The 17,539-nt window shown below is 51.9% G+C and carries 18 protein-coding genes; 1 reads left to right on the forward strand and 17 read right to left on the reverse strand.

Features of this window, described 5'->3' with window-relative positions; genetic code table 11:
* Window positions 1-31: 31 nt before the first annotated feature.
* The 4 genes from ACXAFQ_RS14920 to ACXAFQ_RS14935 form a co-directional block, all read right to left on the reverse strand.
* Window positions 32-1,600 (reverse strand): tetratricopeptide repeat-containing sulfotransferase family protein, encoded by a 1,569-nt coding sequence (locus tag ACXAFQ_RS14920; protein WP_474823998.1) that lies wholly within the window; start codon window positions 1,598-1,600, stop codon window positions 32-34.
* 8 nt (window positions 1,601-1,608) lie between these two features.
* The gene (locus ACXAFQ_RS14925) at window positions 1,609-2,502 is read right to left on the reverse strand and encodes a response regulator (protein WP_474824000.1); all 894 of its coding nucleotides are present in this window, start codon (window positions 2,500-2,502) and stop codon (window positions 1,609-1,611) included.
* Between the two features lie 186 nt (window positions 2,503-2,688).
* Window positions 2,689-3,609: a M56 family metallopeptidase gene (locus ACXAFQ_RS14930; protein ID WP_474824002.1), complete on the reverse strand. Its 921-nt coding sequence runs from the start codon at window positions 3,607-3,609 to the stop codon at window positions 2,689-2,691.
* Window positions 3,609-4,046: a BlaI/MecI/CopY family transcriptional regulator gene (locus tag ACXAFQ_RS14935; protein ID WP_474824004.1), complete on the reverse strand. Its 438-nt coding sequence runs from the start codon at window positions 4,044-4,046 to the stop codon at window positions 3,609-3,611. Before ACXAFQ_RS14935 ends, ACXAFQ_RS14930 begins: the two co-directional genes overlap by 1 nt.
* A 113-nt stretch (window positions 4,047-4,159) precedes the next feature.
* Between ACXAFQ_RS14935 and ACXAFQ_RS14940 the strand changes: the two genes are divergently transcribed.
* Window positions 4,160-6,253, forward strand: coding sequence for a TonB-dependent receptor (locus tag ACXAFQ_RS14940; protein ID WP_474824006.1), 2,094 nt, complete (start codon window positions 4,160-4,162; stop codon window positions 6,251-6,253).
* Window positions 6,254-6,381: 128 nt separating this feature from the next.
* On the opposite strand, the gene ACXAFQ_RS14945 is transcribed toward ACXAFQ_RS14940, so the two are convergent.
* The 13 genes from ACXAFQ_RS14945 to urtA form a co-directional block, all read right to left on the reverse strand.
* On the reverse strand, window positions 6,382-6,564 hold the full coding sequence (locus ACXAFQ_RS14945; protein WP_474824009.1) for a hypothetical protein: 183 nt from the start codon (window positions 6,562-6,564) through the stop codon (window positions 6,382-6,384).
* A 15-nt stretch (window positions 6,565-6,579) separates the two neighbouring features.
* Window positions 6,580-7,191, reverse strand: a complete 612-nt coding sequence (gene ureG / locus ACXAFQ_RS14950; protein WP_474824011.1) for an urease accessory protein UreG — start codon at window positions 7,189-7,191, stop codon at window positions 6,580-6,582.
* A 26-nt stretch (window positions 7,192-7,217) separates the two neighbouring features.
* Window positions 7,218-7,910: an urease accessory protein UreF gene (locus ACXAFQ_RS14955; protein ID WP_474824013.1), complete on the reverse strand. Its 693-nt coding sequence runs from the start codon at window positions 7,908-7,910 to the stop codon at window positions 7,218-7,220.
* A complete protein-coding gene (locus ACXAFQ_RS14960; RefSeq protein WP_474824015.1) occupies window positions 7,903-8,526 on the reverse strand; it encodes an urease accessory protein UreE in 624 nt (207 codons plus the stop codon). Before ACXAFQ_RS14960 ends, ACXAFQ_RS14955 begins: the two co-directional genes overlap by 8 nt.
* Window positions 8,527-8,535: 9 nt before the next feature.
* Complete coding sequence (gene ureC / locus ACXAFQ_RS14965) at window positions 8,536-10,239, reverse strand: urease subunit alpha (RefSeq protein WP_474824017.1); 1,704 nt, start codon at window positions 10,237-10,239, stop codon at window positions 8,536-8,538.
* Window positions 10,226-10,564, reverse strand: a complete 339-nt coding sequence (locus tag ACXAFQ_RS14970) for an urease subunit beta (protein WP_474824178.1) — start codon at window positions 10,562-10,564, stop codon at window positions 10,226-10,228. Before ACXAFQ_RS14970 ends, ureC begins: the two co-directional genes overlap by 14 nt.
* Window positions 10,565-10,577: 13 nt before the next feature.
* Window positions 10,578-10,880 (reverse strand): urease subunit gamma, encoded by a 303-nt coding sequence (gene ureA, locus ACXAFQ_RS14975; protein ID WP_070126025.1) that lies wholly within the window; start codon window positions 10,878-10,880, stop codon window positions 10,578-10,580.
* A gap of 21 nt (window positions 10,881-10,901) precedes the next feature.
* Complete coding sequence (locus tag ACXAFQ_RS14980; protein ID WP_474824020.1) at window positions 10,902-11,795, reverse strand: urease accessory protein UreD; 894 nt, start codon at window positions 11,793-11,795, stop codon at window positions 10,902-10,904.
* A gap of 6 nt (window positions 11,796-11,801) precedes the next feature.
* Window positions 11,802-12,497 (reverse strand): urea ABC transporter ATP-binding subunit UrtE, encoded by a 696-nt coding sequence (urtE, locus tag ACXAFQ_RS14985; RefSeq protein WP_474824023.1) that lies wholly within the window; start codon window positions 12,495-12,497, stop codon window positions 11,802-11,804.
* Window positions 12,490-13,287 (reverse strand): urea ABC transporter ATP-binding protein UrtD, encoded by a 798-nt coding sequence (gene urtD, locus ACXAFQ_RS14990; RefSeq protein WP_474824025.1) that lies wholly within the window; start codon window positions 13,285-13,287, stop codon window positions 12,490-12,492. Before urtD ends, urtE begins: the two co-directional genes overlap by 8 nt.
* Window positions 13,284-14,396, reverse strand: a complete 1,113-nt coding sequence (gene urtC, locus ACXAFQ_RS14995; protein WP_474824027.1) for an urea ABC transporter permease subunit UrtC — start codon at window positions 14,394-14,396, stop codon at window positions 13,284-13,286. Before urtC ends, urtD begins: the two co-directional genes overlap by 4 nt.
* Window positions 14,396-15,997, reverse strand: a complete 1,602-nt coding sequence (gene urtB / locus ACXAFQ_RS15000) for an urea ABC transporter permease subunit UrtB (protein WP_474824029.1) — start codon at window positions 15,995-15,997, stop codon at window positions 14,396-14,398. The genes urtC and urtB overlap by 1 nt, the downstream gene beginning before the upstream one ends.
* 116 nt (window positions 15,998-16,113) lie before the next feature.
* Window positions 16,114-17,400 (reverse strand): urea ABC transporter substrate-binding protein, encoded by a 1,287-nt coding sequence (gene urtA / locus ACXAFQ_RS15005; RefSeq protein ID WP_070126030.1) that lies wholly within the window; start codon window positions 17,398-17,400, stop codon window positions 16,114-16,116.
* Between the last annotated feature and the right edge of the window lie 139 nt (window positions 17,401-17,539).

Here is a 17,539-nt window from a genome sequence, read left to right on the forward strand (position 1 = left end):
TGTTTCAATATTGAAATATAGATTTATGTCTTTATCGAAAACGACTTTCAATGACATCTGTAAATGGCTGATAGCGTTTCCAACGCCCTACAGATCGCTGATTTATCGGCTCTTTTACCTGCATTTTGCTGGCCGTCGATACCGGTGCGGTGTTGTTTTCCATTGCCATACAGCGGTCGTCCCAGGGCAGTCCGCAGAATTCAATCAGCGCCGGGATATGCTTTTCAGGCTCTGCAGTAAGCACTTCGTAGCTCAGCAGCAGAAAGTTGTCGGTATCTACGGTTTGCCATTGGTGCACCCAGTCGCTGAACTGCTGGTAAAAATCGGCGCAGTCTTCCAGTGTCTGGGTGTAGTGATAGTGAGGATTTTGAATGCTAAACAGTTGCCGGTAATTGCCTACACAGGTGTCCAGCGGGTCCCGTAACAGGCAGAGTATTTTCGCATTCGGAAAGGCACGGCGAATGTATGGTAAATAAAAGAAATTGAAAGGTAGCTTGTCGACAAAATGTTTGGTTTTGCCAATGTGCGCGGTGCGCTGCAAGTAGGCACTGGCGATAAGGTTGTAATCAACGGTTTCCGCTTGTTGCAAGGTAGGGACGTCCAGCACCTGGTGTCCATCCGCGCCAGATATCTGCTTAAGCAGCATACTGAAATCTTGCAGTTCGCCGCCTGACGATACATCGGCATGACTACTCAGAATACGCTCTACCAGTGTTGTGCCCGAGCGGGGCATACCAACAATGAAAATGGGCCGCTCTGAAGTCGATTGAGACGGCGTACTCGCAGTTTTGGCGTCTGCCTGGCTAAATTGTTCACTTAGATAACCAAATAGCGCCTTGTCAGCTTCGGGGTTATACGGCAGGTCGCGCTGTTTTTTTGCTTTTGCATCACGCAGCACAGTAAATGCGCGGTGATAGTCTTTTTGCTTCTCAAGCTCACGGGACAGGGCATGACTAAGATGCAGGCAAGGCTCCAGGGCCAGTTCGCTGTTGCTTAGCTTGTTTTGTAGCACCTGAATATGGTTGAGTGCCTGGTCGCCTGTGGTGAGTTCAGATAACGCAAAGTGCGCTTGATAGTAATCAGGGTCAGTATCGAGGAGCTGATGCAATGCGTGTTGCGCTTTCTCTAACTCGCCGCAGAACTTACAGCTTACCGCGTAGTTATACAGATACGCGGCGGTGGGACTACGATCCACAGCTTGAGTAAAATATTCCAGCGCCTTTTCGTGCTCATTACAGCCTGAAAGGGCGACGCCAAGCGTGTCTGCCTGGTAGGCTGTTGTGGTAGCTGACGGCGGCACAGTACCGGCGATGGCAAGCACCGCGTCGGTTTGTCCGAGCAACACATAAGCCCGGCACAAAGTTACACGGAAGTCTGTCTTATCTTGATTTTTGATAGCGTGCTTGCACAACTCGGCCGCTTTTTGAAACTGTTGCAGGGAAAGATGAATTTGAGCAAGTAAGTGATAGGCATCGCCGATAAGCAAGCGCTGCTGGATCAAATCGACACAGATCTGGTGAGCCTGCTTGATGTCTCCGGCGCTGAACAACGCATTAGCCTGTTTCAACCGGTCTGAGGAGGCATCTGAATTTACGACCATTGCACCAACTACCCTTCCGCTAACGTCCTGATGGCAATACCAGCCGCCGTGGTGCGGTTTTCGACTTTCAATTTGGAGAATACCTGCTCCAGGTGCTTGTTCACCGTGCGAGCGCCAATATCTAAAATCAATGCGATTTCTTTATTGGTTTTACCGTTGGATAACCAATACAGTACTTCGGATTCCCGGGCAGTAAGTTGCAATTTAGTCCGTAGCTTTTCTTCGCCGGAAATATTTTCCACCGCATGACTAATGCGGAATGTGCACTCACCATTTGGACGATGGAACAGCAAGGCCAACTCACAGTCGCCACCATCGTAGGGAACTTTTTGATTCGCCGATTTGTCGCTACCGTTGGAGAGAATTTGCTTCACCGCAGGTAACAGCGTGTCGTTAAACCAGTTGTCGGCATTGGGTATGCGAGACAAAAAATCGTGGGTTTGCGGCGTGGCCCACAAGAGTTCACCTGACTGATCCACGGCAAACAGGTTTTGCCCCATGGAGTCCAGAGCCTGCTGTGCGCTGGAGGCGATCTGCGCATTGTTCGCATGAATTTTAATGCGCGCAATCAACTCTTCGGGATTAACGGGTTTGACGATGTAATCCACACCACCAGCGTTCAGCCCTTTTAAGGTACTTTCAGTGTCGGTGAGGCCGGTCATAAAGACTACGGGGATATGCTGCAGTTCGCGGTTTTGCTTTAACCGCTTACAGGTTTCAAAACCGTCCAGTTTCGGCATGATGGCATCGAGAAGGATAATATCGGGTTTGATTTGCTCAGCAATGGTAATAGCCTGACTGCCTTCCAAAGCTACGAGTGTGCTGATCCCTTCTTTTTCGAGAATATCGTTTATCAGACTCAGTGAGTCCGGAGAGTCATCAACTACTAATACCGTATACATAGTTACTCACAGAGTTAGTGTTGTCATCAATACTGGAGGATAGGCATATACTATACCTATAGCGGCCATAGGTCGATATGGGGAGTATTGCGTAGATTAAGCTAACTCATTGTAAATAAAATACTAATAACAAAGCGCTAGGCTTTTTCGCATAAATTTACATTTAATTTAATCATCGCAAGCCGTTTATTGAAGTAAATATTCCAATAACGGGTGAGCCAGTCTAACGGTAACAGCAAACAGCAGTAACAACCACAGCGCCATTGCAAGATAAACCATGGCGGCGCCGTAAATAGAGGCATCTGGCCTGGAAAGTAGTGCACCGAGAATGGCGCGACGCCCTTCAGAGTGAATACTGGTTGTGGCATCACGGGCACAGAGATCCACCGGCAACTTTTCAACGTCTTTTTCGTCAGCGGTTTTCATTGCGTACACATCACTGCGAATTTCCAGCGCATTTGCCAACTGACTGGAAAAGGCGCGCCTTAGCGGCGGCAGCCAGCAACACATCAGTACACTGGCCAAGGCGCGCTTCAAGTTATCCAGCCTACGGACGTGATTAAGCTCATGTAGAACAATAAGATGCAATTCGTCTTTCGATGCAGACGCCACAAGCCCACTGGTTACGTACACCTGCGGACTAAAGAAACCCGCGCACCAGGCACTGACTTGTTCGCTGTCGACCACCCGATACAAGCTTTCCGGGGCCCGCTTTGAAAATGATTTGAGCGCCCGGGTATAGCGCGCATTAAGCCGCACCGTTCGAATAACAATAAGAATGCCAATGGCAATGGCCACAACACCAATCAGCAGCAAAATATGGCTGAATGATAACGATGCGGGTAAGTAAAGAGAATGAGGGCTGCAGTTACCATCGTGGCAATGCTCTCGCACCAGCCAATCTGAAAAGGCAGGAAATTGATAAAACCAAAGGGTGAAGGTAGCTACAACGACAGGGGTTGCCACCAGTAACATCATGGTGTGAATTTGCAACGACGGCACCAGCTTTTCCACCGGCCGCGTTATGCCCGCCCACAGACCAGATACGCACCAGGAAAGGAGTACAAGAAGAATTAACCAGCTGAACAGCTCTGTCAGTATTGCCATTATTTTTGGGTACCAGAATCCTTTTTAAACCGAGTTTTCATTAATTGGTGAGTGGCGTCGTCGCCCTGGTTCTCAATGTAAGACATAAAACCGCTAATCATTACTTCGGAATTGCCATTGCCAAGATGCTGCGCAATGTCATCCATCAAGCGGCTAACAATGTCACTTTGCGACACTGCTGCGGTGTATACGTATGCGCGACCAACTTTGTGCCTTTTGAGTAAATTTTTTCTGTGCAGGCGCTCGAGCGTGCTTTGCATAGTACTCAGAGAAAGTTGCTCCTCGGAAAAATAAAGCACCATTTCCTGCGCACTAAGCTCCCCATGCTGCCATACTAATTTGAGTACATCGATTTCTCGACTACCCAGAGCGGGGAGTGAGTCAGGGGCTTTTTTTCCGCCCAACCAGGCTGACAAATTCTGACAGAAGTTTTTCATGAACACCGACCTCTTATCGGTTTTAAGGAATACCTCAATACTACGGGAATTGAATGTATCAGATAGTGCGCAATTGACGTAGTTTTGACATTAAAAAAAATCGAAGGAAAAAAATGAAAATCAGTTATCTTGCCCTGCTTACCTCATTGTCGTTACAGGCACCTACCTTCGTTTTGGCTGCCGACGAGGAAGTGGAACGTGGCAATGACAGTGATATAGAACATATTGAAATTTCTGGTCGCGACACTAGCTTGTTGGGCCGCGCTTCTACGGCTTCTGAAGGCATCGTCGGCAAAGAAGACATTAAACTGCGCCCTATTTTGCGCACCGGTGAAATTCTTGAGTTTGTGCCGGGCATGGTAGTGACCCAACACTCGGGCACAGGTAAAGCCAACCAATATTTCCTTCGCGGTTTCAACCTCGACCACGGTACTGACTTCGCCACTTTCGTCGACGGCATGCCGGTAAACATGCGTACCCACGGTCATGGCCAGGGCTACACCGACCTTAACTTCATCATTCCCGAAGTGGTGCAGTCTCTGAGCTACCAAAAAGGCGTGAGCTATGCCGATGTGGGTGATTTCAGCGGCGCAGGCAGCGCCAGCTTTCATACCCTGAGCAAGACCGACAAAGGCTTGGTAAGTGCAACCTTGGGCGAGAACAACTACGTGCGCTTAATGGCCATGGACAGCGTTGCCTTAAGCGACAAAGACAACTTATTCGTTGCCGCCGAGCGCAATACCTACGATGGCCCCTGGACAGACATCGAAGAAGATCTGGATAAAACCAACGTATTGGCAAAGTGGAACCATGAATTGGAAGACGGCCACTTTGAGCTGACGTTCATGGGTTACGACAACAGCTGGAACAGTGCCGACCAAATCCCCGGCCGCGCCGTGGATGAGGGCATTATTGATGCGCTGGGCTCGCTAGACACCACCGTGGGCGGCGAGTCTGATCGCTATAGTTTGAGCTCGGAATATCGCAGCGGTAATTTTACTGCCAATGCTTATGTGATGTCCTACTCCATGAACCTGTGGTCGAACTTCACCTACTTCCTTGACGATCCGGTAAACGGCGACCAGTTCGAACAGGTGGACGACCGCACAATTTATGGCGGTAATGCGGCGTACACGTTTGAGCACAAAATTTTCGGACACGACGCCTCTACCCGTGTGGGCGGCGAACTGCGCATCGACGATATCGACGAAGTGGGTTTGTATCACACTGCCGCCCGGGAGCGCCTCGGTGCGATTCGTAGCGACAGCGTTACAGAAACCAGCATTGGCGCTTTTGTGGAAAGCACCATTCACTGGACATCAGAACTGCGCACCGTGATTGGCCTGCGCAATGATTACTTCGATTTTGATGTAAATGACCGTATTGGGGTAAACGCCAATGGTGTGGATTTATCCTCCAACAGTGGCAGTAACGACGACAACATGACGTCATTGAAAGGCAGCGTGGTTTACACTGTGAACGACAACTGGGAAACCTACCTGTCGGCCGGTCAGGGGCTTCACTCTAACGACGCCCGTGGCACCACCATTAATGTTGACCCAGGAACCGGAGAAGCGGTTGATCAAGTGGACCCGCTGGTGCGCTCTACCGGGGTAGAAGCGGGTTTACGCGGTTTCGTTAACGATAAACTCAACCTGTCGTTTTCGTTGTGGCAGTTGAAACTCGACAGTGAACTGCTGTTTGTTGGCGATGCCGGTAACACCGAAGCTAGCCGGGCATCAAAACGCAAAGGCGCGGAACTGGCGTTGTATTATCGCTTCGCACCAGACTGGATGTTCGATTTTGAATACGCCTATACGGATGCGGAATTCACCGATGATGCACCGGAAGGGAATTATATTCCCGGTGCGATTAAAAACGTATTGCAAACCGGTGTATCAGTGGATTTAGACAGCGGCCTTTTCGGCAGCTTGCGAGCACGTTACTTTGGCAGTCGCCCGTTAATTGAAGACGGTTCAGTCAGCTCCGATAACAGCACCATTGTGAATCTGCGTGCGGGCTACCGCGTCAACGATTGGACCTTCCAGCTTGACATACTCAACCTCACCGACTCCGATGCACACGATATCGACTATTACTACGCATCGCGTTTGCAGTCTGACCCGGCGGGCGCTGAAATAGAAGGCCTGCATTATCACCTGATTGAGCCTCGTACCCTGCGCGCCTCGGTGATGTATCAGTTCTGATTGAGCGAATTTGTACAGCGCGATACGCAGCGGCTAGCCATGCACGGTGTCTAGTTTTTCAGTTAGCGCAGGCAACACAAACCAAAACGCCCGGCTTTGCAGGCCGGACGTTTTTCTTGTTTGAAGACTTAGTCTTTTTTCTTGCTCAGGCGCTTCAGGCCGTAAACACCGGCGCACACCACCAGCGCAGCCAGCAGGCCATAAAACACGGCGTGATAAAATTCATGAAAGGTCGGGTTCAGCAGCTTATCGTCGTGGGCAAAGGCTGACGCGGTGAACAAAGATGTAAATAGCGCAGAAATTTTCTTCATGGTGTGTGTCCTTATTTATTTAACCAGCATACCTTCACCCTCAATAAACCTGATGATGTCGTCAAGACCTTCACCGGCTTTCAGGTTGGTAAATACAAACGGTTTGTCGCCACGCATCTTGCGAGAGTCGCGATCCATTACTTCCAGTGACGCGCCAACCATATCGGCGATGTCGGTTTTGTTTATGATCAGCAGATCGGATTTCGTAATACCCGGGCCGCCTTTACGGGGGATCTTATCACCAGCCGACACATCAATCACATACAAGGTGAGATCAGACAGTTCCGGACTGAAAGTAGCGCTCAGGTTATCGCCGCCACTTTCCACCAGCACAAAGTCGAGATCCGCATGGCGCGACTGCAGCTCATCGATAGCCGCCAGGTTCATGGAGGCATCTTCACGAATCGCTGTATGCGGGCAACCGCCGGTTTCCACGCCGATGATACGGTCTTCTTCCAGCGCGCCGTGACGGGTAAGGAACTGGGCATCTTCGTGGGTGTAGATATCGTTAGTGACTACCGCCATATTGTATTTTTCACGCATGGCCGAGCACAATGCCCGCAGCAGTGCAGTTTTACCTGAACCAACCGGGCCGCCAACGCCTACGCGTAATGTCTGTTTTTGCATTGTTTCTGAGTCCTTATGATCGACGTCTATGATCGAAATAGTCTTGAATATTGCTGTTCGTGCCAAGCGCTCGCCATGGCCATTGACGGCATGGACTGACCGATATTCTCCGGCGCAACCTGGGCAGCAATATCCAATGTATCGGCGATATTGCGAGTAAGACGAAACAGCAAGTTCTGGCCATCAGTCTGGCCAAGTGGAATAAGTTTGGTGCCCGCTGCCACCTGATTGTCCAGCAGCGTCCACACGTAGCCGCTGAGACAGGCTGGTAAATCCAAACCGAACAAATGGGCGGCCAGCGCGAACTGACTGATAAAGCAGTCCGCATTGCGGGTTAGCACCCAGTCAGCAGCAGTGCCTTCTGGCTTGTCGGCGAGATTTTTCAGCAGGCGTTTTAATGCTTTACCCATGGCCTGTTCCGCCAGCAGGATTTCTTCGCTTTCCCGGGTGGCGGCTATCCAGGCATCGCGGCCTTCAAATTCATCAGCGGCGTTATTACTGATGGCCTCATACTGCAACTTCAGCATGGGCACGTCAGCGTGGGCCACGCTGCTTTTTAACATTACTGTGAGCCATTCTTCCAGTGCTGAGGCTGAATTCACCCAGCCCCGCTCAACCGCCTGCTCTAGTCCCTGCGAAAACGAGAAACCACCTACGGGCAGGTTCGCGCTGCAAAGCTGAAGCAGTCGTGCTGATTGCAGGGCACTAAGATCAGTCATGGTCATGCTCGTGTGAATGCCCATGTTCATGTGAATGGCCATCTTCATGTGAATGAATCTGCCCATGTGCATGGCTATGATTGTGGGAGTGATCGTGCGCGTGGTCATGTTTGTGGGAGTGATCGTGCGCGTGATCATGTTTGTGGGAATGACCATGTGCGTGATCATGAGAGTGGCCATGGGAATGGCCGCCTACCTGATACGCGCCGCTTTCCGGGTCGAACACCGCCGGCGAATGATCCAGCGTAAGGCCGTACAGGGTCGCCAGTTCACTTAACACATGGTCGGGCTGGAAACGCAGCCAGCGCTCGCCTACCTGCAAACGGGTGTGACGATTTCCAAGGTGGTAACACACTTTGGAAAAGGTCAGCCAGTCGTCGGTGCTGGCGGTGGTCACCGGTTCATCGGCCCCTTTGACCTGAATGACTTTGCCGCAGGTACTTTTCAGACATTCATCTACCAGCAGCGGCTTGCCGCGCTCGATAAAAATGCCGATGTCACTGCCGCCATCGGTAACGGTTTTGATCCGCGCTTTCTGGCGGGTGTCGAAATCCAGCGTTACCGTATCAATGATGTCGCCGTGATAATGGTTCAGGCGTTCCTGAAATGTCAGCATAAAACTCTCTTAAAACAGGCTGTAACGCTGGGCCAGCGGTAATACTTCCATGGGCTCACAGGTCAGCAGTTCGCCGTTGGCGCGCACTTCGTAAGTCTGTGGATCCACGGTAATATCCGGCTGCCAGTCGTTCAGCTTCATATCATTCTTGGTGATATTGCGGGTGTTCTTACACGCAATCAGCTGGCGGCGAATGCCGTACTGCTCACCAATGTTGTTATCCAACGATGCCTGCGACACAAAGGTCACCGAAATCTGCGATGCGGCGCTACCGAAACTGCCGAACATAGGGCGGTAATACACCGGCTGTGGCGTGGGAATAGAGGCGTTGGCATCCCCCATGGGCGCAGCCGCAATAAAGCCGGACTTCAGGATAAGGCTGGGCTTAATGCCGAAGAACGCCGGTTTCCACAGCACTAAATCGGCCATTTTGCCCACTTCCACCGAACCCACTTCGTCAGACACGCCGTGGCTGATAGCCGGGTTAATGGTGTATTTGGCCACGTAGCGACGGGCGCGGTAGTTATCGTTGCGCTCAGAGTCTTCCGGCAGTGGCCCGCGCTGCACTTTCATTTTGTGAGCGGTCTGCCAGGTACGGCAAATCATCTCGCCCACCCGCCCCATGGCCTGACTGTCTGACGCAATCATGCTAATAGCGCCCAAGTCCTGCAGAATATCTTCGGCGGCAATACTTTCCTTGCGAATGCGCGAATCGGCAAAGGCCACGTCTTCGGGAATCGACGGGTCAAGGTGATGACACACCATCAGCATGTCTAAATGTTCATCAATGGTGTTAACAGTGTAAGGCCGGGTCGGATTGGTCGACGACGGCAGCACATTGGCTTCGCCGCAGGCACGAATGATATCCGGCGAGTGACCGCCACCGGCCCCTTCGGTGTGATAGGTGTGGATAGTGCGGCCTTTGAACGCGCCCAGGGTATCTTCGAGAAAACCGGCTTCATTCAGGGTGTCGGTGTGAATGGCAATCTGCACATCGTAACGGTCGGCCACCGCCAGACAGTTATCAATCGAGGCTGGAGTGGTGCCCCAGTCCTCATGCAGTTTGAGGCCGCACACACCGGCTTCAATCTGTTCTTCCAGCGCTTTGGGCAGGCTGGCGTTGCCTTTACCGAGGAAACCAAAATTCATCGGCATATCCTGGGTGGCCTGCATCATTTTGGCGATGTTCCACGGCCCCGGTGTACAGGTAGTCGCATTGGTGCCCGTTGCCGGACCGGTGCCGCCGCCAATCATAGTGGTCACGCCGGACATCAGCGCCTCTTCCACCTGCTGCGGACAGATGTAGTGAATGTGGGCGTCGATGCCGCCGGCGGTGAGGATTTTGCCCTCACCGGCAATGATTTCCGTACCCGGACCTATCAGAATATCCACGCCGTCCTGCACGTCAGGGTTACCGGCTTTGCCAATGGCAGCAATACGGCCATTGTTCACTGCCACATCGGCTTTCACAATGCCCCAGTAATCGAGTATGAGCGCGTTGGTGATCACCAGATCCGGCGTTTCTTCGCAGCTGAACTGCCCCTGCCCCATGCCGTCACGAATCACTTTACCGCCGCCGAACTTCACTTCGTCGCCGTATCGCGTGTAGTCTTTTTCTACTTCAATGATAAGGTCAGTATCGGCCAGACGCACGCGGTCGCCAGTAGTAGGCCCGAACATGTGGGCATAAGCGTGTCGATCAATCTTTGACATCAGTTGCATCCTCTTCGTCAGACAAGGTGCCCATTACGTCACCGCGGAATCCGTAAATGGTTTTCGTACCGCCGAAGGGCACCAGCTCCACATTGCGTTTCTGACCGGGTTCAAAACGCACAGCCGTGCCTGCGGTAATATCGAGACGCAGCCCTTTGGTAGCTTCGCGGTCAAACTGCAGCGCCGGATTCACTTCATAAAAGTGATAATGAGAACCTACCTGAATAGGACGGTCGCCGCTGTTCACCACGGTGATTTTCGTCACCGGTAAACCTGCGTTCAGTTCGATATCGCCATCGTCAGTAATAAACTCGCCGGGGATCATGTTGCCTCCTTGCTTACACGATGGGGTCATGAACGGTAACCAGCTTGGTACCGTCGGGGAACGTAGCTTCCACCTGAACGTCGTGGATCATTTCCGGTACGCCTTCCATGACCTGCTCGGCGGTGAGCACGGTGCGTCCGTAATCCATCAGCTCTGCCACGGTTTTACCGTCCCGGGCGCCTTCAAGAATTTCCAGCGAGATGTATGCCACGGCTTCCGGATAATTTAGCTTCAGGCCGCGGTTCAGACGCCGCTCGGCCAGCAGACCTGCTGTGAATAACAGCAGCTTGTCCTTTTCTCTGGGTAATAGTTCCAACGTTCTCTCCTGAAAATGCGGTTAGGTGTACCAGATCCGCGGTGGCACCGCGTCTCTGCCAGACATTAGCGGCCGGGTTGCCGCCCATATGCGGGCGAAACATTCCCGGCAGGCTTCACTGTCGTCACCGAGGTAGCGGGCAATCACCACGCCCTGTAATTGTGTAATGGCCAGCTCACCGTTTTCATGCTCCGCCTCTGAGGCGTTGCGGGCAAGCTCAACCAGTTGCTTTGCCATGGCCGTTGAACCGGCATGTTCACCATTGAACAACACCATGTTGCCCACCACATGATGACCGGCAAGACCGATGCGCGAGCGACACATGTCGTCCTCGGCTTCTACCGCGAGGCGGTCATGGAAACGGATGCGACCGTTGTGATACAGGCTTAAGGTTTGCGTAAAACGGCCTTTGTTGAAAGGCTGCTGAATATGCGGCAGACCAAGGCAGGCAATATCCCAGCCCACAAAGCTGGCGTTGCCTTCCACGAAAATGTCCGTAGTGCTGAACGCGTTGGCGTTGGCGTACACCAGGGTTTCGTGAGGCAGATATTCCAGCCGGGCGTTATCCTGCACATAAAAGCGATTGTGCTGGCTTTGTTTGCTGGCAATACCCACAGCGTCACGGGCGCGGTAGAACCGATTAGCCCCTGGCGTGGTGAGCAGTACTTCGCAATCGGTATCGAGGTGTGCGGCAATGTTCAGCTCATCACCAGACACAATGCCAGCGGGCGGATGCAGAAGATAAAGATGAGCTGCGCCACTGCGCTCAGGATAAAAGGCGCGCTGAACGCTCAGCGGGCCTTCGCGTTTGGTGTCTACCAGGCGGGTTTTTCCCTGCCTGGCTTTAAACGTCATGTCGAGGCGGGCCAGCCAGTGTTCATAGGCGGCCGCTACCTGAGGTATTGCTGTAGTCATTAATTCCTAAACAGACAGATACTGTTTCACCAGTTCATCAGTAAGCGCTGGCATCTCCCCGTGGGACACCACTTTGCCCCGCTCCATGAGGTAGAATTCCTCACCGACGGCGCGGGCGAATGGCAGCTTCTGTTCCACCAGCACGATGGTCATGTTCTTTTCTTTATTCAGTCGCAGCAGCACATCACGAATGAGCTGAACGATGTTTGGCTGAATGCCCTCATTGGGTTCATCGAGGATCAGCATATTCGGATTAAGCACCAATGCCCGGGCAATAGCAAGCTGTTGCTGCTGACCGCCGGATAAATCACCACCGCGACGCTGCAGCATTTCTTTCAACACCGGAAAGTACTCAAACACTTCTTCCGGGATGGTGCGGGATTTCTGACGTTTGCAGTTCAGCGAAACTTTGAGGTTTTCTTCAACAGTAAGCTGACCGAAAATATGCCGCCCTTGTGGCACGTAGCCCACGCCGATATTGGCTCGGGTTTCGATGCTGCTTTTTGTCACGTCTTGATCGTTAATGGTAATGGAACCGCTGGCCGATGGCAGCAGACCCATCAAGCATTTCAGCAAGGTAGTTTTACCTACGCCGTTACGGCCCATAATACAGGTACGGGAGCCTTGAGCGATGTTCATATCTACATCCCAAAGAATGTGACTGCCGCCGTAACGCTGGTTCAGCTGAGAAATATTAATCATTACCTTCTTCCCCCAGATACACCTTTTTCACTTCCGGATCGCTCTGGATGGCATCCATGGTGCCTTCTGCCAACACGCTACCTTGATGCAGTACAGTAACCGTGCGAGCAATAGAGCGCACAAAGCCCATGTCGTGTTCCACCACCACTACCGAGTGTTCACCGGCCAGTGAGGTAAGCAATTCAGCGGTACGCTCGGCCTCAGAGACCGTCATCCCTGCTACCGGTTCGTCCACCAGCAACAGTTTTGGTTTCGCAGCCAGTAACATGCCGATTTCCAGCCACTGCTTCTGACCATGAGAGAGCACCGATGCAGGACGGTCGCGATGTTCAGTTAAGCCAATAGTGTGCAGAATACGGTCGATATCATCTTTCTGTTCGCCGCTCAGGTTATGCCACAAGGAAGTCCAAATACCCTTGTCCATTTTAAGACTCAGGTACAGGTTATCTTTTACGCTTAGCGCTTCAAATACCGTGGGTTTCTGGAATTTACGGCCAATACCTAAGCGGGAAATCTGTTCTTCGTTATGCTGCAGCAGGTTGAACTGCTGACCATAACTTACGGTGCCGGTATCTGGGCGAGTTTTACCGGTGATCACGTCCATCAGTGTGGTCTTACCCGCACCGTTGGCACCAATCAGGCAGCGCAGTTCGCCTTCTTTGATATACAGGTTCAGGTCGTTCAACGCTTTGAAACCGTCGAAGCTCACACTCACGTTTTCCATGTACAGGATCATGCCGTGCCGGGTATCCGGCCCCTTCTGTTCCGGGGTCAACATCGCTTGTCTCATGCGGCGTTCTCCTGTGCTGCGGTGCTTTTCTTCGCAGGGAAACGTTTGTCGAATAATCCCACCAGCCCTTTAGGTAACAGTAAGGTGACCAGCACGAACAAACCGCCCAATGCAAACAGCCAGGCTTCTGGCATGATGCCGGTAAGACGGGTTTTGGCAAAGCTCACCACCACCGCACCGATAATGGCGCCGTACAGCGTACCGCGACCACCAATAGCTACCCAGATCACGATTTCGATAGAATTAATCGGTGAGAACTCACCGGGATTAATAATGCCAACTTGTGGCACGTACAGCGCACCGGCAATACCGGCCAGCACAGCAGAGAAGGTAAACAGGAAGACCTTATACGACGCGGAGTTGTAACCCACGAAGCGCACACGGCTTTCTGAATCGCGGATAGCGGTAATGATTTTACCGGCCTTGCAGGTCACGATGCGGTCGCACAGGTAGTAGGCCGCCGCCAGGATCACCACCGTCAAACCGAACAGCACTAAACGGGTGGTATCCGACTGCAGCGAGAAACCAAGAATGTCTTTAAAGTCGGTCATGCCGTTGTTACCGCCGAAGCCCATTTCGTTGCGGAAGAACGCCAGCATCAGTGCGTAAGTCATGGCTTGAGTCATGATAGACAGATACACACCGCTAACCCGGGAACGGAACGCCATGGCACCGAACACATAAGCCAGCAGACCCGGCGCCAGTACCACCATGGCAATCATCCACACAAAGCTGTCGGAACCCTGCCAGAACCACGGCAAACTGTCCCAGTTCAGGAACACCATAAAGTCTGGCAGTTCAGGGTTACCGTACACGCCGCGATCGCCAATCTGACGCATGAGGTACATGCCCATGGCATAACCGCCCAGCGCAAAGAACGCGCCGTGACCGAGGCTGAGAATACCGCAGTAACCCCACACCAAATCCAGCGCCAGTGCGAGCAAGGCATAACACAGGTATTTGCCCAGCAGATTCACCGAATAACTGCTCACATGAAACAACGAGCCTTCAGGAAACAGAGTGTTAGCGAGAATTACATAAATACCGACGATGGCGAGTATGGATACAACCCGCTGCACGCTGCTTAGCTGCATAAACTTATTCAACATTATTCAGCTCTCCCTTTTTGCGGGAACAGGCCCATAGGACGTTTCTGGATAAAGAACACTAATCCCACCAACACGATAATCGTTGCCAATACGGGGCCGGTGACCGGCTCCAGGAATTTGTTCACAATACCCAATGTCATAGCGGATACTAACGTGCCCCACAGACTGGCCACGCCTCCGAATACCACTACCAGGAAGGAATCGATAATATAAGACTGACCCAGATTCGGACCTACGTTGGTCAGCTGACTGAGTACCACACCAGCCACACCGGCAATACCGGAACCTAAACCAAAGGTTGCCGCATCCACCCAGTTACTTTTTACGCTGAGCGCACGGGCCATATCTCGGTTTTGTGCAACCGCACGTACATGCAGACCCAGCGACGATTTCTTCAAGAAAATCATCAGCGCGAAAAACACGGTGAGAGAAAACAGAATGATGTACAGACGGTTGTAGGTAACCGAGAAAACCGGATTGATTTGCAATGAGCCGCTCATCCATTCCGGTGCTGCCACCTGACGGTTCAGTGGTGAAAACACGGTTCTCACCAATTGCTGCAGAATAAGGCTGATGCCGAAAGTGGCCAGCAGCGTTTCCAGCGGGCGGCCTTTCAAAAACTGAATAACGCTCCGCTCGATGACTATGCCCACGAACCCGGAAACCAGAAAGGCCGCCGGCACCGCCATCAGCAGAGAGTATTCAATTAAAGCCGGAAAGGCTTGTTGAATAACGTAAGTGGTATACGCTCCCAGCATGATCATCTCGCCATGCGCCATGTTAATTACGCCCATTACACCAAAGGTGATGGCAAGACCAATGGCCGCCAGCAACAGCACCGAGCCCATGCTCACGCCAAAGAAAATATTTTCTGCCCAGCCGTACCATTTACGCTGCGCTTCAATACCCGCCAGGGTAGAGTTCAGTGCATCGCGCACGGTTTCTGGCAACGCATCTTGTTGCTGCAGTTGCATTAACGCAATGCGCACGTCTGGCTGCAGATTGCCACGCAGGGTATTAATCGCATCGAGTTGCTTAGATTCATCACCGCTATTGAGTTCCTGCAGCGCGGCGATTGCCGACAGCAACGCATGTATGTCGCTGTCTTGCTCTTTCTGCAAACGATTCGCTAGTAGCTGAGGGGAAATTTGATCGACATCGGAAAGCAGGTTCTTTACGGCTTTCAAGCGCACATCAGGATTGCTGTCGCTGATATTTTGCTGTGCTTGCAACTGACGAATATGACTACGCACGCTGTTGTTCACGCGCACTTTACGCAGGCGAACACCCGACGGTTCTGCTATGACTTCGCCGGTTAATACATCGGTAAATTGACGTTCACCCTGCACTTTCGTCATGGTGATAACTTGTTGAGAGCGTGGATGATAATACACGTCTCCACCCAGCAGATTAGTCAGCAAGGTTGCCGTGCGCGGGTCTTCCTGCTCAGCAAATTTATCGAGCAAGGCAGGCAAGGTTTTGAAATTGGTATCGGGGAGTTCGGCGACCAGTTCTTCAAAGCTCTGCTCTTCGGCACCGACGTTAAACGCCATTCCCAGAAAAGACAGAACAAAGAATAAGGCCAGGAAAGGCTTAACCATGAAGATTCCTTCGCTAATACGAAATGGATGGGGTTACCGCTGCGAGCTTGATTTGCTAAATGATAACCGATTCGTTCAGCGCAACCGGGAGCCAGCCCCGGTTGCCAGAGCAGGGATTATTTGGCGCCGGTGCAGGCACCTTTAACCACGTCGTAGCTGCCGCAGTTCATGGGTGCACTCCAATCAGACATCAGGTTTTTAGAAGTTTCGAGATAGTCGGACCAGGCATCGCCGCGCACGGTTCCCGGCGTTTCCCAGACCACTTCAACCTGGCCATCATCCTGAATTTCACCAATGAATACTGGCTTAGACAGGTGATGATTCGGGTTCATTACAGCAATACCGCCAGTCAGGTTAGGCGTTGCCATACCAATCAATGCATCAGAAACGGTGTCTACGTCGGTGGTGCCAGTTTGCTCTACCGCTTTTGCCCACATGTTGAAGCCAATGTAGGTGGCTTCCATTGGGTCGTTCGTTACTCGGTCTTCGTCGCCAATGAATGCTTTCCACTTGGCAATAAAGGCATCGTTCTCATCGGTATAAATGCTCTGGAAGTAGTTCCATGCCGCCAGGTGACCCACCAGTGGTGACGTATCGAAACCAGACAGTTCTTCTTCACCTACCGAGAACGCCACTACCGGAATGTCTTCCGCAGAAATGCCCTGGTTACCTAACTCTTTGTAGAAGGGCACGTTGGCGTCACCGTTGATGGTAGAAACTACAGCGGTTTTCTTGCCGGTGGAACCGAATTTCTTCACGTCAGATACGATGTTCTGCCAGTCCGAGTGACCAAACGGCGTGTACTGAATCATGATGTCTTTATCTTCAACACCATTGGCTTTGAGGTACGCTTCAAGGATTTTGTTGGTGGTACGCGGGTAAACATAGTCGGTACCCAGCAGTACCCAACGCTCTGCGCCGATATCGTTCATCAGGTAATCAACTGCAGGAATGGCCTGCTGGTTTGGCGCCGCGCCGGTGTAGAACACGTTTTTCGATGATTCTTCACCCTCATACTGTACCGGGTAGAACATCATCCCGTTCAGCTCTTCCACAACCGGCAGAACGGATTTACGGGAAACCGACGTCCAACCGCCGAAGATCACGTCCACATCTTCCTGCACCAACAACTCACGGGCTTTTTCTGCGAATAAAGGCCAGTTCGACGCCGGGTCAACCACTACCGCTTCAATTTTCTTGCCCAGCAGACCGCCTTTCTTGTTCTGCTCATCCACCATCATCAGTACGGTGTCTTTCAGTGTGGTTTCGCTAATGGCCATAGTGCCGGTAAGAGAATGCAGCACACCCACTTTGATGGTATCGTCATCTTTTGCGAACGTGACTGAGGAAGCGAGTGAACTGGCAATAAGGGCCGCAGCCAGTGTCAGTTTTTTTAGTTTCATGTGAAGTCCTTCAAGTTGTTCCGGCGTTTTATTATTGGCGTTTTGTGTCATCTCGACGCGAGATTATGGAAGGTGAGCAAATCGTAAGAAACTGCTGATTGGCGTCATACCTTATACCTATGGCTAAATGGTATGGTGA

The sequence above is a fragment of the Alteromonas sp. ABH2_165 genome (genome assembly GCF_056159945.1).